17 protein-coding genes are annotated in these 25,333 nt (G+C 43.9%); 13 read left to right on the top strand and 4 right to left on the bottom strand.

The window, feature by feature from the left end:
- The first annotated feature begins 1 nt into the window (after position 1).
- On the top strand, positions 2–727 hold the full coding sequence (locus ACWPWY_RS16910; protein ID WP_454192713.1) for an ABC transporter permease: 726 nt from the start codon (positions 2–4) through the stop codon (positions 725–727).
- A gap of 77 nt (positions 728–804) precedes the next feature.
- Here ACWPWY_RS16910 and ACWPWY_RS16905 read toward each other — a convergent pair whose 3' ends face one another.
- Entirely contained in the window at positions 805–1,764 is a 960-nt protein-coding gene (locus tag ACWPWY_RS16905) for an L-lactate dehydrogenase (RefSeq protein WP_454192712.1), read from the bottom strand.
- 577 nt (positions 1,765–2,341) lie between these two features.
- On the opposite strand from ACWPWY_RS16905, the gene ACWPWY_RS16900 reads away from it, so the two are divergent.
- The 4 genes from ACWPWY_RS16900 (at position 2,342) to ACWPWY_RS16885 (ending at position 4,662) form a co-directional block, all read left to right on the top strand.
- A complete protein-coding gene (locus ACWPWY_RS16900) occupies positions 2,342–2,998 on the top strand; it encodes a hypothetical protein (protein ID WP_454192711.1) in 657 nt (218 codons plus the stop codon).
- A complete protein-coding gene (locus ACWPWY_RS16895; protein WP_454192710.1) occupies positions 2,998–3,138 on the top strand; it encodes a hypothetical protein in 141 nt (46 codons plus the stop codon). The genes ACWPWY_RS16900 and ACWPWY_RS16895 overlap by 1 nt, the downstream gene beginning before the upstream one ends.
- 57 nt (positions 3,139–3,195) lie before the next feature.
- Positions 3,196–3,942, top strand: coding sequence for a type I methionyl aminopeptidase (gene map / locus ACWPWY_RS16890; protein ID WP_454192709.1), 747 nt, complete (start codon positions 3,196–3,198; stop codon positions 3,940–3,942).
- Between the two features lie 261 nt (positions 3,943–4,203).
- The gene (locus ACWPWY_RS16885) at positions 4,204–4,662 is read left to right on the top strand and encodes a thioredoxin family protein (protein WP_454192708.1); all 459 of its coding nucleotides are present in this window, start codon (positions 4,204–4,206) and stop codon (positions 4,660–4,662) included.
- Between the two features lie 53 nt (positions 4,663–4,715).
- On the opposite strand, the gene ACWPWY_RS16880 is transcribed toward ACWPWY_RS16885, so the two are convergent.
- Complete coding sequence (locus tag ACWPWY_RS16880; protein WP_454192707.1) at positions 4,716–5,213, bottom strand: CcdC family protein; 498 nt, start codon at positions 5,211–5,213, stop codon at positions 4,716–4,718.
- Positions 5,214–5,403: 190 nt separating this feature from the next.
- On the opposite strand from ACWPWY_RS16880, the gene ACWPWY_RS16875 reads away from it, so the two are divergent.
- The 6 genes from ACWPWY_RS16875 to ACWPWY_RS16850 all read left to right on the top strand — a co-directional run bounded on the left by ACWPWY_RS16875 (position 5,404) and on the right by ACWPWY_RS16850 (position 13,732).
- Positions 5,404–6,507, top strand: coding sequence for a hypothetical protein (locus tag ACWPWY_RS16875; RefSeq protein ID WP_454192706.1), 1,104 nt, complete (start codon positions 5,404–5,406; stop codon positions 6,505–6,507).
- Between the two features lie 194 nt (positions 6,508–6,701).
- Positions 6,702–7,145 (top strand): Rrf2 family transcriptional regulator, encoded by a 444-nt coding sequence (locus tag ACWPWY_RS16870; RefSeq protein ID WP_454192705.1) that lies wholly within the window; start codon positions 6,702–6,704, stop codon positions 7,143–7,145.
- A 126-nt stretch (positions 7,146–7,271) separates the two neighbouring features.
- A complete protein-coding gene (locus ACWPWY_RS16865) occupies positions 7,272–9,191 on the top strand; it encodes a hypothetical protein (protein ID WP_454192704.1) in 1,920 nt (639 codons plus the stop codon).
- 28 nt (positions 9,192–9,219) lie between these two features.
- Positions 9,220–11,214 (top strand): RNA polymerase sigma factor, encoded by a 1,995-nt coding sequence (locus ACWPWY_RS16860; RefSeq protein ID WP_454192703.1) that lies wholly within the window; start codon positions 9,220–9,222, stop codon positions 11,212–11,214.
- Positions 11,215–11,279: 65 nt separating this feature from the next.
- A complete protein-coding gene (locus ACWPWY_RS16855; protein ID WP_454192702.1) occupies positions 11,280–13,238 on the top strand; it encodes an RNA polymerase sigma factor in 1,959 nt (652 codons plus the stop codon).
- A gap of 8 nt (positions 13,239–13,246) precedes the next feature.
- On the top strand, positions 13,247–13,732 hold the full coding sequence (locus ACWPWY_RS16850) for a DUF4188 domain-containing protein (RefSeq protein ID WP_454192701.1): 486 nt from the start codon (positions 13,247–13,249) through the stop codon (positions 13,730–13,732).
- 9 nt (positions 13,733–13,741) lie between these two features.
- Here ACWPWY_RS16850 and ACWPWY_RS16845 read toward each other — a convergent pair whose 3' ends face one another.
- Positions 13,742–14,725, bottom strand: a complete 984-nt coding sequence (locus tag ACWPWY_RS16845; RefSeq protein WP_454192700.1) for a LacI family DNA-binding transcriptional regulator — start codon at positions 14,723–14,725, stop codon at positions 13,742–13,744.
- A gap of 157 nt (positions 14,726–14,882) precedes the next feature.
- Positions 14,883–16,319: a glycoside hydrolase family 1 protein gene (locus ACWPWY_RS16840; RefSeq protein ID WP_454192699.1), complete on the bottom strand. Its 1,437-nt coding sequence runs from the start codon at positions 16,317–16,319 to the stop codon at positions 14,883–14,885.
- 201 nt (positions 16,320–16,520) lie between these two features.
- Between ACWPWY_RS16840 and ACWPWY_RS16835 the strand changes: the two genes are divergently transcribed.
- The gene (locus tag ACWPWY_RS16835) at positions 16,521–17,582 is read left to right on the top strand and encodes a lactonase family protein (protein WP_454192698.1); all 1,062 of its coding nucleotides are present in this window, start codon (positions 16,521–16,523) and stop codon (positions 17,580–17,582) included.
- A 144-nt stretch (positions 17,583–17,726) separates the two neighbouring features.
- The gene (locus ACWPWY_RS16830) at positions 17,727–25,292 is read left to right on the top strand and encodes a beta strand repeat-containing protein (RefSeq protein WP_454192697.1); all 7,566 of its coding nucleotides are present in this window, start codon (positions 17,727–17,729) and stop codon (positions 25,290–25,292) included.
- Positions 25,293–25,333 lie beyond the last annotated feature (41 nt).

The raw sequence follows: 25,333 nt of genomic DNA, 5'->3' as shown, positions 1-25,333 counted from the left end.
TATGACAGCTTACCTTAGAATACTATCTTCAGAGCGGCTGAAGTTGTTCAAATCGCCTGTTTGGTTGCTGATACTTGTCAGTCCGATAATGGCTCTCTTTGTAGGTTTTATGGCAGAGCCATCCGGCAGTTGGACGAGTCTGATTAGTGCACAGGCTACGCTGCATGCCATGTTATTTCTTCCTATTTTTACGGGGGTATTTGCCTCCTATATTTGCCGATTTGAACATGCAGCCGGTGGCTGGAAACAAGTGCTTGTCTTGCCTGTGAGTCGTGCTAGCTTTTATGCAGCCAAACTGACTGTGATCATGGTACTGCTTTTTATGATGCAAGTCTTGTTACTCGGCAGTTTTTTGATCGCAGGTGGTTACCATGGGATGACGGGAGACATTCCTTGGGCAGTGCTGTTCAAAAGCACTTTTGCTGGCTGGGTTGCTTGTACCCCGCTTGCTGCCCTGCAGCTGGTGGTATCCATGATGTGGAGCAGCTTTGGAGCACCGCTCGGGATTAATTTTATGCTTACCGTTCCAAATATGCTGATCACAAACTCGGAGAAGTGTGCTCCTTACTACCCATGGGCGCAACCTTTTTTAGTCATGATGCCTACAGATGAGATGAACTTTGGAGCATTTCTTGTGCCGTATTCCGTTCTCGTTCCTGTTATTTTTGGAAGCGCAGTGCTGTTTGTTTTCGCAGGGATGCTCTACTTTAAACAGAAGGAAGTTTAGGAAATAAAAAAGGTGCTCTCCTGCAGATGGGCAGGGTGCACCTTTATTGTATATATCAGCGCTTATTTAATTCAAATTCACAACTCATGAACCGATAAATTATTAATATTTGTGCGAAGGACCTGGCAGGAGTATTCGAACAGTTTCATTTCCTCTTCAGCCAGCTGAAGTTCGATCACTTCTTCGATTCCTCTGCCCCCAATAATAGCAGGAACGCCAGTGCATATATCTTTTTGTCCGTATTCACCATCTAGAATAGAAGAAACAGCGATAATCTTGTGGTCATCCGTCAGGATTGAACGTGTAATGAACGCAATTGCACTGCCGATGCCGAACTGAGTAGATCCTTTGCGGGTGAAGATTTCCCAGCCTGCATCCCGTGTTTTACGAGAAATATCTGCAAGATCAAGATGTTTGAATCGTTCCTTATGCTGATCGAGGATATGAAGAATGGGTTTGCCGCCAATAGTGACATGAGACCAGGCCACAAATTGAGATTCGCCATGTTCTCCAAGTGCATATCCATGAACACTGCGCGGATCAATGGAGAAAATCTCTGATAGAATGGTTTTGAGTCTCGAAGAATCAATCGAAGTCCCTGTTCCGATGACTTGGCTTCTCGGTAGACCAGACAGTTTCCAGACTAGATAAGTAATAATATCCACCGGGTTCGCAGCCACGACAAATACACCTTCAAATCCGCTCTCCATAATAGGTGCCACAATATCCTTTGTGATCAGTACGGCTTCTTCTAAGATATCCAGCCGGGTCTGCCCTGGTTTTGGATTAGCTCCCGCTGTAATAATAATGACATCCATATCTTTGCAATCAGCATAAGTTCCGGCATGTACCTTCGTCCGCTGATAAGTGAAATCCATGCTGTGAGACAAATCGAGTGCTTGACCGAGTGCCTTCTCATAGGTTCGCCCGATGAGCATGATTTCACCTGCGATGGCTTGATTAATCATGGAGTATGCTGCACTCGAACCGACAAGACCTGCTCCAACAATCGCCACTTTTCCTGTTCTGCTTCGCATCGCCCATCTGCCCCCCCGTTATAAACCGTCATAATGAATATAAACATGAAGTTCTTTCTGCTTCGTTATCATTATATTCTATGCATGCATCTATTCAACGTTACATAAGATAACATAATTTTTGTGTTTTTATCAATAATCAATCTATACTTTCTATTATTTAGGAGGTAATATCACATGCTAATGACACAACAGAGCTGAAGGATGTGAAGAAAGGAGGGGGTTCTGTCGAAAGACAAAGGAGAAAAGTCATATTTTATACCCGACAAAACTTCTTACGATACCTCATTCTTAGAAGAATTACGCCAAAGGAAATAAGAAGGAAAGAACGAATTTAGAGTATAACAAGATTTATAGAGAGTCACCCGTGAGTGAAACGTCTTTATAATGCTTGTTACCCTTAAATCAAGTTCTCAGCCTTATGAGATTGATTTAACTAATCCATTAGAAAAGACTGTTGCTCGCGCAAACAACAGTTCTTAAGGCGCCCTTATCCATAATGTTGACCCAAGCAGGCATTGTTCATGACGAATGTTTTTACAAACAAATCGATTGTAAAATCCGGGAGGTAATGAATATGAATATGCATTTGAATGGTAACGAAACAGGAGCAACGACTGAGACTGCAAAAGAACTGGGCATTGGAGCGAGTACACTTCGTAAATATGCTGCGGCACTCGAAGAGCAAGGGCACCATTTTGAACGTGCGGCAAACAAATCAAGATTATTTGGCAACCGTGATATCGAGCGGGTGAAAACGCTAATGACACTTCTTCGTGAGCAGAACCTACCTTTGCAGGATGCGGCTGTTATTGTCATGGAGATCGGTAGTGAGAAAGCAGCTGCTGCAAAAGAGATCGTGAACCCAGCCTTGGCACACCATGCGGCTCCATCGGTACAGACACATTCGCTTGTAGAGCAGAAACAAGTTCTTCAGACGGCAGGGGTGACTTCTGCGCAAATGGAACAAATGAATGTAGAATGGCAGATGCTCCAAGAGCGTATGGTAGAGCTTGAACGGGAGCAAGCAAAACTTCAAAAACAAAATGATGAACTGCAAGTGTTGGTGGGAGAACAGCAAACATGGATGCGGGAGAAGCTAGAAGAGGATCGAGATCGCCAGCTAATTACGAATTTACGGAGTTATCAAGGCCGTAAACAGAAAGCGAAGACCAAGGGACATTCCCTCCGAATGTTGTTTGGATTGCTACCGAAAAGCAGGAGGGAGGCGTGATGATGAACAGGGGCGTGATGAAGATGAAAACAAAATCGTTATGCCGAAATCATCATAGACAATTTCTTCGCTCACCTTATCGTTTGAAAGATACGGTTCAAATTACAGGACCACCCGTAACTGAGGGTTTTTATTTTTAGATATTTAGAGTTACAATAGAAAGGAGGATTCGATAAAAGCGACAAGGAGAGCCACAAATGATTATTCTAAAAAGTAAAGATGAGATTCAATATATGAAGAAGGCTGGCGAGATACTCGCTGCTTGTCATAGAGAAATTGCAGGGCTCATTCGCCCAGGCATTCAAACTCAAGAGATTGATGCGTTCGCAGAGAACTTTATGAAAAAGCATGGTGCAACACCCGAGCAAAAAGGGTATAACGGATATCCATATGCGACTTGTGCCTCGGTTAATGACGTAATCTGTCACGGTTTCCCTGGGAAATACGCGCTGAAAGACGGGGATATCGTTACCATTGATATGGTTGTTAATCTCGATGGCTGGCTTGCAGATTCCGCATGGTCTTATGCTGTAGGTAATGTATCAGAATCAGCACAGAAGCTGCTGGATGTAACGAAAACTTCTTTATATAAAGGAATCGAAAAAGCCGTAATCGGCAACCGGATCGGTGATATTTCGAATGCCATTCAGGTATATGCGGAAGGAGAAGGATTTTCTGTAGTACGTGAATTTATTGGGCACGGGATCGGACAAGATATGCATGAAGAACCGCAAGTACCTCACTATGGTCCTGCTGGACGCGGTCCGCGTCTGAAAGAAGGTATGGTGATCACGATTGAACCGATGCTGAACATCGGAACATACCGCAGCAAGTTAGACAGTGATGGCTGGACTGCCCGTACACAAGATGGCGAATTGTCCGCTCAATATGAGCATACCATTGCGATTACCGCAGATGGTCCCATTATTTTGACAGAACAATAAGCATATGCCGGTAATGAGATGTGAGGAGAAGAGACGAACTTTTCCCATATACTCTAGGTAGATAAGAAGATCATAACCTTAAGAAACAGGACTCCTTTTATCCTCCACATAAAGAGAGCCCTGTTTCTTTGTGTCTTCTTTTATTATAGAGATAGGATAGTTACATTACGCACAGACAATAATAGCAACATACCATAAGATGAAGCGGACGCTTTGTGAGACAACGAACGTAAGTCTTGTTAGAAAGGATGTCTGCATAGAATGAGTAGCCACAAAAGGAAACGCACATTCCGCCATCCTCTATTATGGGGAGCAGGAATTGTCGTTATTTTATTGATACTACTAGCAGTGGTAAATGGAAGTGAGAAGGAAGAAGAGTCTAATGTACTCACCGCGGTAACGAACGAAGAAGTGTCTACGTTTCTGGAGAATGACCAATCGGGGTTTCTGTATGTGGGCCGTCCTACATGTCCAGTCTGTCGTGAGTTTATGCCCAAGTTAGAGGATGCTTCACAAAGTACCGGTCAGACGGTGTTTTATTACAATACAGATGAAGGCCGTGAGCAAGATGAAGCGAAATTAAGAGCGTTGTTAGACGAACTTGAAATTGAATCTGTACCTGCTCTTCTCTATATAGAGAATGGCAAAGAAGCGGACCGGTTAACGCCCGGAACGATGGATCAGGAAGCCATCGCTGCTTTTTTAGATAGCAAAAAGTAAAAAGCTCTAGAAATGAACACACCAGGTGTTCGATTCCAGAGCTTTTTTATCACTTAAGAACTTGTTGAAGACTCCTTGGCCTCAAAAGTTTCATTGTAATGCCGCAGCATATACAACCGCCAGTGAAGCAGCATCCCAAAAGCCAAAACAAAGAATAAGGCTCCTGTCTGAACTACGGTTATATAATTTTGTATAAATTCATGGAGTAATAAGCGAACCGTGAGCAAACCTAGTAAGATGAACATAAAGCTCTTGGAACTAGAAACATAGATCTGTCCATCTCTTTTCTCAAATTTAGTGCTTTTAATGAGCGGGTATGCAAATAAAAACCAACCAACCAAAAAAGCAACAATGGCCCATAGAAACGGAAACCGTGTATGTGGCACGATAAACATCAAAAATCCAGTGCTCATACCAAGGGGAGGAATGATAATCTTCCGTTTGGTAATGGGTCTGTTTGCTGCTTTCATGCGAATAAAAATGGCACTGAGCGCAATAAAGATCATACCAATGGTTGCTGCGATTTGTAAAAATGAAGAGTTTATCGCCACGTATAGGACCTCTCTTTTACTTAAAATCAAATTTATCCTCATTATATCATATCTTAACGAAAACACTCTTACTGAGTTGTTTTTCATTCGGATGTGAACCACGCTTCTTTTCATTTCTTACCACCCGAATTATACTTAGACTGTGCTTGCAAAAGTAATGATCGATAAAGATATAGAGGAAGGTGAACACGTGGAAGCTGGCGTCTGGAAACCTACCGTAATTCTTGGGATATTGGTGCTGATTTTAGTCCTTATAAATTATCCGTGGATTCAGTGGAGAGCAAACCCGAGTCGGACGATGGATATTGCTATTATTGATAAGTCAGTATCGGATATGAATTATAACGAGCATAAAGGTCTTACTTGGATCTTAAACCAGCAAAAAGTAAAGGATCGAAATGGTAATGGCTATGTTAATGATGAGAGCTATTACGGATTCAACCCAAACGCCGTCAATCATATTCAGTCTCTTCCTTTTACGCTGCGAGGGAAAGATCTGATCTATGCAGCAGATACATATGGAATATACAAACAGGAACAACAAGCAGATCGGTCATATAAACAAAAGTTAATCTATGGCGGGATGAAATTAGAGGATGTCCAAAAAATACAGTATGCGACCGCAACAGGAGCTACTTTTATCGGAGAATATAATATTCTTGGTGCGCCTACAGATGAGGGAGTCAGACAACAACTTGAAAATATGCTTGGTATCAAATGGTCTGGATGGAAGGGGAGATATTACAACGAATTAGCAGATGTATCTATACCTATGAAACAGGTATACACTCTCGCCACAGAGAAAGAATGGACCTATCAGGGAGAGGGAATCTTATTCATTGATGAAAAAGAGAACATGGTGGTATTGGACAGCAGCGATCTAGATGCTCATTCGTTTGGCGTTGAATTCTCGGAAAAAGGGCACGAGTGGAGCCGAATGAAAGGGAAAACGAGCTATCATGGATGGTTTGATATTGTAGAACCTCGCACAAGGGCAGAAGTAATGGCAGAGTATACAATGGATTTGTCAGACGCTGGAGCAGAGAAATTAATATCTGCGGGAATTCCAGATCATTTTCCTGCAATTACTCGGCTTAATCACACGACACATTATTCTTACTATTTTTCGGGAGATTATGCCAAACGCGTGGACACACCTTACCCTACACAGTATATAGGCTGGGATGTGGTCATGAGATTCTTTATTCCGAGAATACACCAAAATGCCTTCTACTGGGAAATATACGTTCCGGTTATGAAGCGGATCTTTAGTGAGATCAAAGCATCATCGTAAGAAACAGGAAATGAAGCAGGTCGTCGTTGTTGTAACAAAGTGGCCTGTCTTGACAAATGAAACTGTCACCATTATAGTAACAATTTTACAGGTATTACCAGTAACGAGCGAAGCCTGGTTTGATTTTAGGCGGTTTGCGTCACATAATAGGGTAGAAACAGATAAGCACGGTAAGATTATGGGAGGGCAGGATAATGAACAGTGAGTTTACCATTGCGGTGCATGGTCTGTTGTATCTGGGAGTCCGAGAAGGACGTATTGCAAATAGTGAAGATATTGCCGCTAGTGTAACAACTCATCCAGCGAGAGTGCGTAAAGTTCTGAGTGTACTCCGTAAGCATAGATATGTGACAACCAAAGAAGGAGCTCACGGCGGATATATGCTTAGCAGTAATCCCTGTGATGTTAGATTAGGAGATCTATATCGACTGTTTGCTTTTGGTTCCTTTGCTCCGCACTGGCGTTCGGGAGACGAGAGTTCGAATTGTGTAGTCTCTTCGAATATCAAGGAAGTCATGGGCACTATTTACGAGGATGGAGAACGGGTAGTAGAACTGTACCTGGATAGTATCACACTTGAAGAAGTACAGAAGAGGTTAACGGAAAAAGAAAAACATCGTATGAATCGTATCCAATAAAGGGAGACAGGACTTGAGAAGTCTGGCTGAGAAGCCGGGCTTTTTTTATTTCATTTTCCTTTATTAGATTTTATAATACAATAATTACCACGAGGTAGTGGAAATGGAAGGAGTGATGCGAGATTTATGAAGGAATACATTCTCTTTTTACATAGAAATGAGCAGTTGCTGTTTACGTTAGCCTATAGCGTAACGAGAAATTTGGATCAGGCAGGAGCGTTGCTTGCTGAAGGTTTGGCCGTTTATTGGTCTGGATTTAATGAGGACGAGCAACAGAACAGAACTATGTTTTCGGTACGAGAAGGGGTAGAGGATAACGATACGATTTTCGTCTCGCAAATGTATGGGATTTTCGTAGCTTTGGTACAAAACAATGGTCAATATGAAAGACATGAGGATCTAAATAACCATGGGAAGCATCAGATGATAAGTGATCGGTCGCTAGCGCTGGAGGATTCCATATCTAAATTAAAAAATGAACTTCATTCCACGTTCCTATTAACCTATTTGTTTAGCTGGGAGAAAGAGAGGATTGCCGCTTATACGGATTCAACAATACAAATCGTAGAGAAGAAACAGAATGAAGTAATCTCTATATTTCACCGTAGTATGTCTTCTCGTTTTGGAGAGAGTAGTCCTCTTTTTCTAGAACGCCACTTTGAGAAGGAACGAGCAGTAATTACGAGCGTGGAGAGGAAGTTTATTAGATTTTACATAGAACAAGGGCTATCCCCGGCTGGACTGAAGATGGGGAAGAAATTAAGATGGAGAACAAGGAAAAAAACTTGGTTTCTTAGCATAGCCGGATTGATTATAGCGGCAATATTTCTGTTGTTCATTTCTGGTTTTCCAAATCTCCTATTACAAGATACCGTGAAAGATAAGCTTGCTTCTATTCCAGATGGTCAGGTCACTACGATCGAAGCAGACGGAAGTTACTTTAAGGAAGCTGCGGCTCAGGAGGCAGCGTTATTAAAGAGATTAAATTCAACTATGGGGCAATCTGAATATCTCCGGTATCAGCCTGAATATCTTGGATATACGGTGCGGCAGAAAGGGGTTCGTTTGACCATTGATGGAATGATGACCATGGGGAGTGAAACGATCATTTGGTATTCCCTCGAAAATGAGGAGGGAGACGAAACACCCAAAATTATAAGCGGGACTACGGATTCCATTCATTTGGATGAGTTTAGTGGATCAATAGGGATTATTCGAAATCATAGAGAACTGACAACTGACTCGCCGTCCAAAGTTCAAGGCCAGATTATATTTCAGAGAAAAGACACATCAGACTTTGAACTCGAACTGAAGCAGCCGCAGCCTGCCTTATTAAAATTAGACGTATATTTAGGTTCGGAAAAGTCTGATTATACTGCTTATCATATCGAAATTCCTGCTGGGGAAGCTGATGATTCTTCAATAATAAGAGGAATGAATAAGCGGATAGAAATCGACGGATATACGATAATACTAACGGAAGTAAAATATACCAAGTATGTAACTGAAGTGATGTGGAAACCTGATCCTGCTAATCCTAAAGTTATTGATCAATTAGTAGATCCAACGCTTCGGATGAAGATAGGAGAACAGGAGCGAGAATTCCCTGGCGTAAGAACAAGTACAGATGGAAGGACCATTTATTTTCCTACACTAGCCTATGAGGGACATTTTAACCCTACTGAGTTTCGAATAAGCGGTGCATTAACGGCGTTAGAAAATCAAGAATTCATTGTGGATACTGATCAAGGTGAATTAATAGATGCACCTACATCTTTTGATGGGACTTACGAATTAGAGAAGGATGAAGAGAGAGGGACCCTAACTTTTCATTATACAATTCCTGATCAAGAAAACTGGATATTCCTTAAGAATCAATATACGGATGAATCAGGCAATAAGCATGATGTACTGGAGAAGAAACGGGTGCAGAATCAGTTCTCTTACACGTTCGATGATCAAGAATATAGTCAGCCTATGCACTTCTCCGTTATGGGCTATCCAGATCAAATTGTACAGGAAGCAAACGTGGTGATTAATGAATAGAAGTATTCACTAAAGGAGGGAATCGATAATGAATACATACCATTCATATAAAGACGAAGAGTTAAACACAGCTGTGAATCAGGCGGCTTTCGAGGCGTACGTTGAAATGGTAGACCGGAAAACAGCAGAGTTATATCGGATTAGTTCTGCTCTTACCAGAGAACATACACGGGCAGAACAGTTGCTTCAACAGACAATTGCTGCTGTCTGGCATGAATGCAGGAAAGGGAAAGATCAAGAGATCGATGTACCGCTCCTTTTCATGCGGACGCTATTAATACTAGACAAGAAGAGGTACGGCAGGAGTCGTCAGAATTTGTCCTCTATGGAAGTCACCTCGATGGGAGCAACTTCTATAGAACCAAGAGATGCAGATGAGAACCCAAGTGAATCTCTTCCAGTGAAACAGATGATAAGCCAGCAGTCGAAGCAAATAGAGCAGGCGATTGATCGCATGCCAGCTTCCGTAAGACAAGTGTTCCTGCTGACCTATCTTGCAGAGAAAGACAGCTCTGAAATTGCATCATACATAAGGAAGACAGAAACGCTCGTGACTCGTTACTTACACCAAGCGATGACGATACTTTCAAAGGAGATTGGAGAGAAAAGTGGAAATATGCTTTCATCCATACTGCGAAAGCATTTTCAAGAAGAGCTAGAACGGATCGAGATTGATCTACGTGCAGGAAAGGGAGAAGCTGCTGTTCAGCAAGGATTGAAAGAGGCAAGAAAAGAAAGAAGTACCAATCGACACTCGAAGCGTAGGGTCTACCGATGGTCTTTTATTAGTGCCATGTTGCTTATCGTATCTGTAACCGTACTCTATATGTTTGCAGATAGTCGTTCCCAAGCCGATATTCATCAGCCGCTGAATGCGGAAGGGACTTTGGTTACACCGGATATGAGTTACTGGAAACGCACAATTAAGCAGGATCCAAATTTAGAAAAGCGTTTGAACGAAGGGGATTATCAGTCGATTGGGCAAGTGTTACCAGAAAACAATGGATTGAGGCTCATTATAGATGGAGCAATGGATACAAGTACTGGCTTCATTCTGTGGTATACGCTTGAAAATATAGAAGGAACAGCAGCACCCTTGCTCGATAATGGGAGCATAAGGATTCGCTCTAATGAAAATAAAATTGGATCCGGTGATTCCGGTGAGGAAGGTATTCATTATGTAACCAAAGGGAATAGGACACAGGGGAGGATGATTTTGACATTGCCCAAATTACTTACAGTGGAGAAAGAAGTATCCATCATTGCAAATGCCCATGATGAGAGATTTCGGTATGCTGAGTTTGTGATGGATCCTCCTGTTTTTCCAGAAAAGCCGACGAAAACAATTGATGTGAATGAATACTTTACGATTCAAGAGCAGGAGTATTATATCAAATATATTTCCATGTCTACTCAAAATACAAGGATACGTGTAGAAGCAGTGGGAGCCAAGAATCAATCTGAAGCGGATGAGGCAGTAGAGCGTTTAGTAGAGCCCAATCTGTATGTAGTAAATAAAAGCGTTCTTGGCATGAGCGGAGGAATGCATTCATTACTGGAGAGTTATGGCTCTGATCTTATTTTTGAATCGATCTACTATGAGGAGTACACAGAGCTTAGCCTCCAAGTTGAAGGATTTAAGAAAAAAGAGGGTGATATTGCGTCCTTTATTATAGATTCGAACACAGGCGAAGTTATACATAGTGATATGAATCTACCAATAAATATGAGGATTTCAACACAAGTAAATGAGGAAACGCTTTACTTGCACTATCCACTAGAGAATAGTGAACGATATGGGATATACGGAGATTTTGTGGATGGTGAAGGAAATAGTTATCAAATTAGCGGATCAATTAAGAAAAAAGATGAAATCTTATATAAACTTCCGAATGCACCTTATATCCAGCCTCTCAGTTTTCGGTTCTATGAGATAAATACAAATGAATCTGAACTGAATCAGAAGGAAGAAGAAGTTCCAAGTGTACAGAATCGGCTCACCATTCCTATGGTGAAGAAGTAAATCGCAATATCTAATAAATCATGGCATGTACAATGAACAATACGGAAAGGTGATGAGATGTAACCTTGAATACAGATCATTTATCAGACGAACAACAATCTCCGGCAACAGGTAGTAGGGAAATATCAGCATATAGTGAGTTGATACAGCACAGAGCCTCTGAATTATACAAGATAAGTTATGCACTGACCAGAGAACATGCAAAGGCAGAACAGTTGCTTCAACAGACAATTGCTGCTGTCTGGCATGAATGCAGGAAAGGGAAAGATCAAGAGATCGATGTACCGCTCCTTTTCATGCGGACGCTATTAATACTAGACAAGAAGAGGTACGGCAGGAGTCGTCAGAATTTGTCCTCTATGGAAGTCACCTCGATGGGAGCAACTTCTATAGAACCAAGAGATGCAGATGAGAACCCAAGTGAATCTCTTCCAGTGAAACAGATGATAAGCCAGCAGTCGAAGCAAATAGAGCAGGCGATTGATCGCATGCCAGCTTCCGTAAGACAAGTGTTCCTGCTGACCTATCTTGCAGAGAAAGACAGCTCTGAAATTGCAACATACATAGGGAAGACAGAAAAGCTCATGACTCGTTACTTGCAGCAAGCAATGACGATACTTGCAAAGGAGATTGGAGAAAACAGCGAGGATATGCTTCGATCCTTGCTGCGGAAGCATTTTGAAGAAGAGAGAGAAATACTGTTGTTAAACCTAGTTGAAAAGAAATGGGAATCTGCTGTGCAGCAAGGTTTGCAGGATGCAAGGGAAGGCAAGAAACCACCGCGGCGTACGAGGAATATAGCAGGCTGGTCTATTAGTGGGGTCATAGCAATTCTTGCCGTCACGCTCCTTGTTCTCAATCCATGGGCTCCAGAAAAAGTCCATGAGGCATTGAATCGGGAAGGAACGCTTGTTGTACCTGATCTGAGTCTTATGATGGAGACAGGTGAGGAGAGTAATCTTATCAAGGAAAAAATAGATAGCGGCGACTATGTAGAAATGGGTCAGGTGATGGAGACAGATAACGGTGTGCGTCTCATATTGGATGCAGCCATGAACTTTGGGAGAGAGAAATTATTTTGGTACACCCTTGAGAAGGGGGAACTGCAACACTTTCCTTACATCACAGGGGAAGTCTGGGATGCAAGTGAAACAGACTTAATTGGGAATATTCAAGGAACTAAAAACTTTACAAGTGAGAGCGATTCATCCTTGAAAGGGATGATGATATTAACTAAAAGGGATAGCTCTCTGCTGAAGTCTACGGAAGGGGCACTATTAAAGTTCGTAATTGAAACTCAGGAGGATCAACGTAACGGTAACTATAGTCTCTCTACGCCTTATCCTAAGCTGCCGGAAGAGGAAGCAAAACATGTGATACTGCACGATAGCTTTACTGTGGAGGGACAATCTTTTGAATTAACTGAGTTGATTATGACAACAGAGTATACACAAGTGAGATTGAAACCAGATCCTGAGAATAGGTATAGTATCAACAGTATAGATAGCATTGTTCTAGAAACAGGAACTGAAGATAACCGCCGTGGATATGGAACTTTTGAAATGGGAGTCGATTATCTTCTTTTTCCATCCATTTATTATGAAGAATTTGATCATCTGCAGCTTAGCATGGAAGATACCTTAGTAAATGTTGATCCTGTTCTAGTAGTCGATACAGACAACAGCAAGATTGTCTCCTCACCACAAGATTCAGCAGATGTCACTACCGAATTATCTATTGATCAAAGCACAATCGAAGATGGTTATTTTACGGTCCATTTTCCGATATGGGAAGGAACTGATTTTAATGTTTCGAACCGGTATGAAGATGCAGCGGGTAATACCTTCTTTGTTCAGGCTAATGAGTATAGTGAAAAAGGCCGGCCTATTTCTTTAAAACTGAATGATTTTGACCATGTTCAGCCATTAACCTTTCATCTGACATCTTACTCAGATTCCACCGAGAGTAACCCGATGCGAATCAGTATCCCACTCATCGGTTCTACAGATAACATAAAGGAGTAAATAAATCCATGGCAAAAATAAATCGAGGGCGCTACACAGCGAAAATGGAACAAGGATATGCCGTTCTATTGATTGGCATGCGGGTGAATAAATTATGGGCGGTACCTTCTTGGCTGCCTGTATTCACCGCCATGGGCCGGATGATCCGTGAGCTGTATACGAATAAGGAATGGGGTTTCTTATCTGCTGAATTCATGTTTACAGCGCGGGGTGTTACCGTTATCCAGTACTGGCGCTCGTTCGAGGATATGGAGCGATATGCTAAAGAAGGGGGCATTCATCTAAAAGCCTGGCGTGAATTCAACCAACTCTCTCGTAAAACAGATGCGGTAGGTATTTACCATGAGAGCTATCTTATTGAGCCAGGACAATATGAAAATGTGTACGTTAATATGCCGTCCTATGGACTTGGTAAGGCGGGGAACTTGATTCCAGCCGATCCGCATCAAGCAGCAAGAGACCGGCTGCGGCATAACGATAAACAAGAAGAATAGGTCTTTTCGTTATACGCTTGATCGCTTAACAAGTTCAAATGGGATCGAACGTTTGATTGTTCCGCCCGTCGCCGTCTGCCCTGCTTTTCTCATCTCATGGAATGCGTGAAAAGCTTCCTGACCGATCCGCTTCAAGTGTTGATCAATGGTTGTCAGTTTCAAAGCTTCTGAGATTGGAAGATTATCAAAGCCCACAATCGCTAGATCTTCGGGAATGCGAAGCCCCTCCGCTTGTGCCTGAAGAATAACACCTGCTGCCACCTCATCGCCTGTTATGAGGAGAGCAGTGGGTCTTTTTTTCATATTCATCATTCTCTCCACCATACGAATCCCGTCTTTCATTTCCGTACTGTCATCAAAAATCCACTCTGGGTTTAGAGGTACTCCGAGTTCCGCAAGCACAGAAGTATATGCCTTATACCGCAGCTGACTACTTGTACTATGGGCGCGGCCAATACAGTATCCGATATCGGTGTGCCCATGTTCGATCAAGTGTTTCATACCTGCGATGAAAGCATCATAATGATCCGTATATACGGAAGAGATCCGCTCATCTTCTATATACTCGCAGGTCACGATCGGACCATATGTCCCGTAGCTCGCAATTTCTTCTACAGAGAGGGATCTAGAGCAGAGAATTAGTCCATCAATCTGTTTAGTACGAAGCAGATGAAGTGCTTGTTCTTCCTCTTTTTGATCATATCTGCTTTGATATAATAGCGTACCATATCCGGCTTCAGAGGCTTCGTCCATAATTCCGGACAGGATGGCATGAAAATAAGAATGGCTGTTCGGCACAATAACTCCGATTGTTTTTGTCTGTCCTTTAATTAAATGTACTGCACTTGCATTCGGTGTATATCCCTGCTGATCTATTACTTGCTGAACTCTTCTGCGTTTCTCTTCACTCACATAGGGATGTCCGCTAAGTACACGGGAGACGGTAGTTACAGATACACCTGCTAGCATAGCAATGTCTTTGATATTGGCCATAAGAGGACCCTCACTTCAATAATCCAGTATTTTACATAATAAAAAATTCTACTATAATCATTATAATCATGAAAAGGAAGAAACCAAAAAAGCCCCTATGACAGGGGCTGTAAGTGGGCTGTGCGAAGCACGGATGAACCTGAATTTAACCTGAATCTTAAATGTTCTCACCATTGGTCTTAATGACATCTTGGTACCAGTAGAAGCTGTCTTTTTTGATGCGGCGCAGGTCCTTATCTTCCTCTTCATCCTGATTGACATATACAAAACCGTACCGCTTCTGATATCCGTTCAGCCAGCTCAGCAGATCGGTAAAGGACCAACTGCAATATCCAATGAGCTCGACACCATCCATCATCGCTTCTTTACACTGACGAATATGAGATTCTAAGTAAGCGATCCGGTATGCATCGTGAATCTGACCGTTTTCTTCTAGTTTATCAAACTCACCAAGACCATTTTCTGTAATAAAAACAGGCAGGTTATAACGGCTGGTGATCCGGCGCATACCAATCCGAAGACCGATAGGATCAATTGCCCAGTCCCAATTCGATTTTTCTACATGAGGATTATCCGCTGTTTTATAGAGGCCAGGGATGCCAGTTGCTTCGTTGCTTCCTTTTTTGCCGGTGTTGTTCATTTTACCGAAAGACACGCCGTCCAGCGGGTTATGCTCATACGTAATGGTCTGGTAATAGTTCACGCCAACAAAATCGGGTTTGCCTTTCAGCAGTAACTCTTCATCGCCATCTTCAAATGTTGGAGCGAGTCCCATGCTTTTAAGATGGCGATATGGAATGCTTGGGTACGTTCCTCTGCAGTAAACATCAAGCCACCAGTTACTCGTAAATTCTTCCGCATTCTCAAAAGCAAGCATGTCTTTGGGTGAACTGGTTGCCGGATAGGAAGGTGTATAGGCAAAACTCGGCCCAATTTTACCATCAGGTACATATTTGCGGAACGAGTCAATGACCTTCGCATTGGCAAGAAACATAATGTGATTCGCTTCATAGAAACGTTTGCGATCCCTCACCCCTGGCGGGTGCAAAGCTTGCATAAAGGCAAGGTTGGTATTGTGATTCTGTTCATTTAAGGATACCCAATATTTCACTCGGTCTCCAAATCGTTTGTATAGGGTGATGCAGTATTCGTTAAAGTCTTCAATAATTTCTCTGGATTCCCAAGCACCGTATTTTTCTTGAAGAGCTTGCGGTACATCCCAGTGATACAGTGTAAGCACAGGTTCAATACCGTGAGCAAGCAGTTCGTTAATCAGATTATCGTAAAACTGAAGTCCCGCTTCATTGACTTTCCCTGTTCCTTCGGGATAAATACGCGGCCAGCTGACCGAGAAACGATATGTTTTAAGACCCATTTCTGCCATGAGGGCAACATCTTCTTTATAGCGATGATAGTGGTCCACTGCTATTTTTCCACTCGTTCCTTTATACGTTTTTCCAGGAATCTCGGTATAAATATCCCAGACAGACGGTCCTTTGCCGTCTTCGTTCCAAGCTCCCTCAATCTGATAAGCAGCGGAAGCGGAACCCCATAGAAAATGTGCTGGAAAAGGATTTAGTTTCTCATGAATCATGGATGATTCCTCCTTATATATGGTTGCATTTTTTGTTGTTATCTAGCATGTACACAAGTAGGTTACGTTATGAAATGCATTTCAGAGCAAGCGTGCACCTTATGAACTTTTTGAGAAATATACAAAGATTAGGGGAAAACAGCTCTTATATGGTTAATAGAACAGTAACTAGACTAGCTTTATAAAAAGGAGCGATCGACGATGAACGAACAAGTGCAGATAGCCGATGAAGCCTTATTTTATACAGGAACGTATTCTACAGTAGAAGAACCGAGTGTTTTTCTTGTCGCAGCCAATAAAGAGACGGGACAAATGCGTGTCATTAATCAGATGGACGGTGTGGGTCAACCTTCTTTTGTAGCACTGCATCCGAATGGTGAGAAATTGTACGTGGTAAGTGAAAAAGCAGAAGGAGAACTGTTTACCTATCAAATTGATGCCTCTACCAAACAACTTCATCTCTTAGACCGGAAATCAACGGAAGGTGCGGACCCATGTTATGTGTCTGTGGATGCAGAAGGACGTTATGTTTTTGTGGCTAACTATTCGAGCGGAAGTGTTAATGTATTTAAATTAGATGATTCGGGTCTTCCGGTAGAAATGAGTGCGAAGATTCAGCATGTAGGGGAAGGGTTCCGTAAAGACCGCCAAGAGGGACCACATGCTCACTCTATTCTGCCAAGTACTGACGGCAACTTTGTTTTTGTATGTGATCTTGGTTTAGACCAGCTTATTGTCTACCGTAACGAGGATGGCAAGCTCTCGACCCATTATGAATTAAAATTACCTGCGGGATCAGGGCCTAGACATCTCGTCATCCATCCGTCTGAGAAATTGGCTTATGTGGTGAATGAGCTGAACAGTACCGTTACGGCCATGACCTATAACAAAAATCGTGGGGAATTCCAAATTACACATCATATCTCGACACGAGGAGAAATGACGCAAGATGAGAATACAGGGGCAGATATTCGGATCTCTCCTTGCGGTCGATTCTTATATGTCTCCAACCGAGGGAATGATACCATTTCTCTTTTCCATATTAATGAGGAAACGGGAGAACTCACTGCCATAGAACAAATATCTACAGGAGGAAAAACCCCGCGCAATATTAATCTCCTTGCGGGAGGGCTGCTGATAGCTGCCAATCAGGGAACAAATAACCTCGTTTCTTTCCGCATTGATAGTGATACAGGACGACTTACGAAAACGGGATTTGAGCTAGAACTGCAGTCACCGGTATGTATTGAGCCAGTAGGATAAAAAAGTTTTACAAAAAACATAAACTTTGCCTGGGGGTGAAGTTTATGTTTTTTTATGGGATTTTACGGATTTATGAATAGGACGAACCTTCGTAACGATATATTGACCTACAAGTAGGTATCCTAGCGGAGGTGTGTGTCTGCAATGCCCTATATCTTAAGATATAACGTCACTACGAATGGAACGATTACCTTTACCGGGAATACACTCGGGCTTAATAAAGTAGCAAACCAGAATAATCAGGGGACGACAGGCTCAATTGGAGCATTTAGTACACTGAATACGACACTTCGAGCTGGAAACTTTCCATTAGGAACAACACTGAATTATACACTAAATGGTTCGAGAGCAGTGCTAGATATTCCGAGCGGTGCATCTGTACTGTACGCTGAATTAATCTGGTCGGGTTCCTATGATGCAGGGGGAGGAAGTGTGCTTGGTGCTATAGGGAATCCGATCTCTTTTTCTACACCTGTAGGTACAACCGCAGTCTCTCCTGACCCGGCAACCGCACAAAATACCGCACCGATCCGTAGTAACTATGTGAATTCTGCTATTGTTACCGCGTTGGTGCAGGAAGGAGGGGCAGGTACCTATGCAGCGGGTACAGTACCGGCTACGGTAACAGCGTCAAATAACAATGATAATTTTGCTGGCTGGACGCTGGCTGTTATCTATTCGAGCCCTTTTTTACCTTCTAGAAATATTAGTTTTTATGTAGGAGCCGAGATCGTAAACCAGGCCTTAGGAAGCACAACGACGTCGATTGGCGGATTTGCTACTCCCGTAACTGGTACGGTGAATGGCCGCCTGTTGGTCAGTGCAAGCGAAGGAGATCCGCAGCTCGTAGGAGATCAGCTGAGATTCGGACCTACTGTAGCTACGCTGGCTCCTATATCCGGTCCTAACAATCCGGTGAATAATTTCTTTTGCTCACAGATTAATAATGATCAAGGTTTGCTCGATACTCGGGGAACATTTGGTACACTCAACAGCCCTCCTGGGGGTGCTACGATTGGTGCAAGGCAAGGCTGGGATATTACGAATGTAAATGTATCTTCCTCACTAGTTAACTCCCAGACCACAGCTGTTATTCAGGCTACTTCACAGGGAGATGCTTACCTGGTGAATTCGCTTGGACTGCAGGTGGATGTGAATGCTCCATTTTTTGTTTTTACGAAAAGCTCAAATGCCTCAACTGCGCTTGTAGGAAGCTCTATTCAGTACACACTAACCGTCAGCAATACGGGCACGGCCGCTGCATCACTTGTTTTGCTTAAAGATAATTTTCCTTCTTCAGGTACTTTTGTACCGGGTTCTCTCTTTGTGAATGGAGTAAACCAGCCAAGTGCAGATCCTACGACAGGTGTTGATCTGGGAACCGTGAACCCAGGACAGACACTTACGATTGTTTACTCTGTACAAATTGTGTCAAGACCTGCTGGATCAGCACAATCGAATGTAGCTGAAATCTCCTACAACTTTCAAAGTTTACCTGGAGGCCCTATCTTTCAAGGTACCTCTCGATCAAATGGGAATATTGTATCCATCGGCAATCAGCCACCAACTACACAAAACTATGCCGTGGTAACAAACGGGAACACCGCTGTTTCGGGCCAAGTTACAGGCAACGATCCGGATGGAGATCCGTTGTCGTTTACTCTCAATTCCGTTCCTACGAGTGGGACCGCCCTAGTAAATGTAGATGGCACCTATACCTATACCCCGAATGCTGGATTTTCAGGAAATGATTCCTTCACGGTACTTGTAAGTGATGGTTTCGGAGGGACCGCTGTATCTACGGTGGAAGTGACGGTATTGAATCAGCCGCCAATCGCAAATAATCTCGATTTGACCACGAGTAAGAATACGCCGCTGAGCGGTCAAGTAACTGCTACGGATCCGAATGGTGATGGGTTGATTTATACGCTGAACTCGGCTCCGGCAAACGGTACGGTTACCATAAACCCAGACGGAACTTTTGAGTATATACCGAACACAGACTATATAGGAAATGATTCCTTCACTTTCCTTGCTGCTGATCCGAATGGGGGAACAGCGATTGGGGCTGTAACCATCCAGATACTCAATCGTCCGCCGATTACACAGAATGTGAATCTTACAACACCTGCAAATGTGGCTACATCAGGTCAGGTTACTGCTAGTGATCCGGATGGCGATTTGCTCACCTTTACACAAAACACGTCCCCTGTGAATGGTACCTCACAAGTAAATCCGGATGGCACTTTTACGTACATTCCGAATCCTGGCTTTATCGGCACCGATTCTTTTACCGTGCTTGTAACGGATATTAGTGGGGGAACTGCGGTATCTACGGTAACGATTGAGGTTGTTAATTTACCACCTGTCACAAGTAATCTTAATCTCGGAACTGGAGAGAACATCCCTGTATCAGGGCAAGTAACTGCTACGGATCCGAATAGTGATCCACTCACATTTGCTTTGACTGGGGCTCCGGCTAATGGAACTGCAGTGGTAAATCCGGATGGCACTTTTACGTATACACCTAATCCCGGATTCGTCGGTACGGACACGTTTAACGTGGTCGTCAGTGATGGAAACGGAGGCACGGCAATCTCTGTTGTGACGATCCAGGTAACTAACCAACCACCTATTCCACAAAATTTGACTTTAACAACGGCAGGGAATACACCGGCATCAGGTCAAGTTGTAGCAACAGACCCTAATGGAGATCCGTTAACGTACAGTTTGAATTCAGCACCGATAAACGGAACAGTAGTAATTAATCCAGATGGCACTTTTACGTATACACCGGGCGCGAATTTCTCGGGAACGGATGCTTTTACGTATCTTGTATCGGATGGGCTTGGAGGAACAGCGGTAGGTAATGTGACTATTAATGTGCTGAATCAAGCACCATCGACAAGCGATGTTTCTCTTTCGACGCTCCAAAATATGATGGCTACAGGCCAGGTAATTGCCACAGATCCGAACGGGGATCCATTAACGTATACTTTGCAATCTTCTCCTGTAAGCGGCACGGCAGTTGTGAATCCAGATGGAAGTTTCACCTATACACCGAATACCGGTTTTACAGGACCTGATTCTTTTACTGTACTGGTGTCTGATGGATTTGGAGGAACGGCTATTGCAACAGTGACCATTAACGTCGTTAACCAGCCACCGATAGCTCAAACGCAAAATTTCACTACACTACAAAATACAGCCTTATCTGGACAGATTATTGCGACGGATCCAGACGGGGATGCTCTTACTTATCAGCTTTCATCTCTTCCAGCGAATGGGACAGCAGTCGTAAACCCAGACGGCACGTTTACTTATACTCCTGCTTCCGGGTTTGTAGGCACCGATTCCTTTACTGTTCTTGTTAGTGATGGGAAGGGCGGAACAGCAGTGGGAACGGCTATTGTCAGGGTAGAGGATCAAGCGCCTATAGCACAGGATTTGACTATAACGACGAACGTCAACACACCGGTAGCGGGTCAAATTCCTGCAACGGATCCCGATGGCGATCCGCTTACGTATACAGTATCTGTGCCACCGAGTAATGGAGTTGTTGTACTGAATCCGGATGGCACCTTTACGTATACACCAAATTTCAACTTTTTCGGAATTGATAACTTCTCTGTATTGGTCAGCGATGGAAAAGGGGGTACGGCTACCTCTAATGTTCAAGTCGGTGTCCCGGTTGCTCCGCCTGTTACATCAGATGTAACGCTGGATACGAATACAAACATTCCCGTATCCGGCCAGGTGGTAGCTACCGATCCGCAAGGCGAGACTCTGACCTATACTGTATCGGCTGGGCCTGCGAATGGCTCTGTTGCTTTAAACTCAGCAGATGGAACTTTTACGTATACACCGAACCCGGGGTTTGCTGGAACGGACACTTTCTCTGTGCTCGTTACAAATACAAGCGGGGTTTTCGCCACCTCGGTCGTAATCATTAACGTAGATAACCAGCCTCCGGTAGTACCGAATTATTCTTTTGACACTGTACAGAATACCCCGGTTGGTGGTCAGATTGTAGCTACGGACCCGGATGGAAACCTGTTAGCGTACTCATTAGCCATTGCACCAGCACTGGGTACAGCGTTGATTAATCCGGATGGAACCTTTACGTATACGCCAAATCCGGGTGTCGTCGGGACTGACACTTTCTCTGTACTGGTTAGTGACGGAAGAGGAGGCACGGCAACCTCTGTAGTCACAGTTAACATTATTGATCAGCCTCCTGTAGCCCAGGATTTACTCCTTGCTACACCGAACGGAGTCTCTGTATTTGGTACTGTTACGGCAACTGATCCTGATGGTGATCCGCTTACGTATACGCTGAATGCAGCCCCTGCTTTCGGCACAGCGGTTGTGAATCCAGATGGCACGTTCACTTATACGCCGAATGCAGGTTATGTAGGTAGAGACAGCTTCACTGTGTTAGTCGATGACGGAAAAGGCGGGACGGCGATAGCAACCGTCCAGATTGATGTGACGAATAGCCCGCCTATAGCTGTAGGAACTAGTGTGTCTACCACACAAAATACACCAGTAGCTGGAGCCGTGACGGCAACAGACCCCGAGGGTGACCCGCTTACATTTAGTTTACTCACACCTCCAGCAAACGGAGCTGTCACTGTAAATCCAGATGGAACTTTCACATATACACCGAACCAAGGGTATGTAGGTTCAGATAGTTTCACTGTACTCATTAGTGACGGTCTAGGCGGAACAGCAATAGCGACGGCTACTGTTAACATAACGGATCTCCCGCCGGTAACGACCGATGTAAGTGTTTCGACGTCGATTAATTTACCGGTATCAGGGCAAGTGACAGCAACGGATCCGGAAGGGGACCCACTTACGTTTAGTCTTTTATCACCGCCGGTAAATGGTACCGCAGTAGTGAATCCAGATGGATCTTTCACTTATACCCCAAATCCAGGTTTTGTAGGTCCTGATGCTTTCACTATACTCGTGAGTGACGGAAAAGGAGGAACGGCGGTATCAACGGTCAATGTTCAAGTTGTTAATCAGCCGCCACTCACTCAAAACTCAATCGTATCCACAGTGCAGCCAATACCGGTAACAGGAGCAGTCATTGCAACGGATCCCGATGGAGACCCGCTTACCTATACAGTACAATCGCCTCCTGCCAATGGAACCCTGATCTTAAATCCAGATGGAACGTTCACGTATACACCTGCGGGCGGGTTCTACGGCACGGACTTCTTTACTGTAACGGTCAGTGACGGACGAGGAGGAACGGCAATAGCTGCGATTACGGTAAACGTGAATGCGAGCCCTCCTGCAGTTCAAAGTCAGAACCTTACAACCGGAGTAAATATACCGATATCGGGTCAAATCGTTGCTGTTGATCCAAACGGGCTGCCGCTCACTTATTCTTTACAATCTCCACCTGTGAACGGAACGGTAACAGTGAACCCGGATGGTACATTCACCTACACTCCAAATCCCGGATACAGCGGACAGGATAGTTTCACCGTGCAGAGTGCTAATTCTGCAGGGGGGATAGGCATAGGTACAATAACGCTTATGATAGTCAATCTTCCACCGACTGCTACAGGTGCTAATGTATCGACGAGTGAGAACATTCCTGTATCTGGAGCCATATCTGCAACCGATCCTGGTGGTGATCCGCTTACCTTTACGATCAATTCTCCTCCGACGAGTGGAACAGCGATCGTGAATCCAGACGGTACGTTTACGTATACGCCAAATCCCGGATTTGTAGGGAGTGACTCGTTCACCATCTTAGTTAGTGATGGAAACGGAGGAACAGCCATAGCTCCGGTTACCATTCAAGTGACTGGTCGGCCTCCGGTTATTGAGGATCAGGTAATTTCAACAGGTCCAAATACACCGGTTAATGGACAGATTATCGCTTCCGATCCGGATGGAGATCCGCTCATCTATATCCTGGGTTCTTCTCCGACGAGTGGAACGATCCTGCTGAATCCAGACGGAAGTTTTACGTATACGCCGAACGCTGGCTTTGCAGGAACAGATTCCTTTACGGTATGGGTTAGTGATGGAAATGGAGGGAATGCGGTTTCTACGGTGACCATCAATATTCCTATCCTTCCACCAATCGTAAATGATGTCACGTTTACAACGTTTGCAGGTAATCCAATCAGTGCTTTGTTAACCGCAGTGGATCCTGAAGGTACGGCGGTTACCTTTACTTTGGGCATACCTCCTGAACAAGGTGTGGTTACAGTGAATCCAGATGGAAGTTTCACGTATACACCAGGTCCAACTTTTGTAGGTACCGATCGGTTTACGGTTATTGCTACAGATGCATACGGTGCATCATCGAATATAATTGTGACCATTCAGGTCATTACCGGCACGCCGATTGCACCAGATATCTCGCTTTCTACCCTTATCAACACTCCAGTAAACGGAGCTGTAACAGTCAGTGCCCCAGATGGAGTTCTAACTTTTACGCTTTATACGTTAGTGCCGGCAAACGGGACAGTCGTTATAAATCCAGACGGTACGTTTACGTATACCCCAAATCCAGGATTTATTGGGGCAGATCAGTTTAGTGTCATTGTTACTGATCTATACGGTCAAAATGCGATTTCTACCGTGACAGTAACGGTAGATGATGATATTCCTTTTGGTAACCCGGTAAGGGTAACTACGGTTCAAGGGCAGGCGGTGAATGGAGCAGCAATCGCGATTGATCCAAATGGTCTTGCACTTGCTTATTCACTAGAAACTCCTCCTCTGTTCGGGGCGGTGGTTGTAAATCCAAACGGTACCTTTACGTATACGCCAAATCCTGATTTTACAGGTACAGATCGTTTTACCATCATTGCAATTAGCAGCGCAGGAGAATCGGTATCGATTCCTGTCACTGTAGAGGTGAGTGCTTCTGGACCGGTGAATGGACCGATTACAACCGACATCGGTATTGGAACAGCACAAGGTCAGCCTGTATCTGGAACCATCCTTGCGAGTGATCCGGCAGAGCTTCCGCTGATTTATCAGCTTGCAGGTCTCCCGAATTCAGGATCCGTAGAGCTAAATCCAGATGGAAGCTTTACTTATATTCCTAATGCAGGTTTTACGGGGACGGATACGTTTAGTGTGAGGGTCAGTGACAGTCTAGGACTCAGTGCTCTGTCCATCGTCAGTGTTGTTGTATATCCTTCGGGCAATCCAAACTCCGTGAGTATCCAGCTTACTACGACAGCAGGAACCCCTGTAAGAGATGCGCTGCCAGCGGGTCAGGGGAATTATCTTGTGCGGAGCGGCCCTTCACGGGGAAGAGTAGAATTACGACCGGATGGCACTTTTGTTTATACACCGGATGCCGGATTTACCGGAATTGATGAATTTACGATACAATTTACGGACCTGGCAGGTACGATTACTTTGTTCCTTGTTTCCGTGAGAGTGACACCAAGAAGCAACACCTTAACCCTTCAGCTTCGTACGGAAGAGAACCGTCCGCTTTCAGGAAATTTAAATACGATTGGTCTCGGTCTTATTGTTACAGCACAGATCATAGATAACCCGAACAATGGAAGACTTGTACTCAATGCAAATGGAACGTATACCTACTTCCCTGATCCCGACTTTACAGGTCCAGATCAATTCACATTTATCGTAACGGATGCGCAGGAAGGTATTTATACGGTCATTGTTAATGTACTTGTCTATCCGGAAGGGGAAGAATAAGAAGAATTCATTCGGATGTTGATAAAATACAAACCCGGAAG

It is taken from the genome of Paenibacillus sp. Marseille-Q7038, from assembly GCF_965111595.1.
The sequence above is the reverse complement of the archived record's forward strand: the minus strand, read 5'-3'. Positions and strand labels throughout refer to the sequence as shown.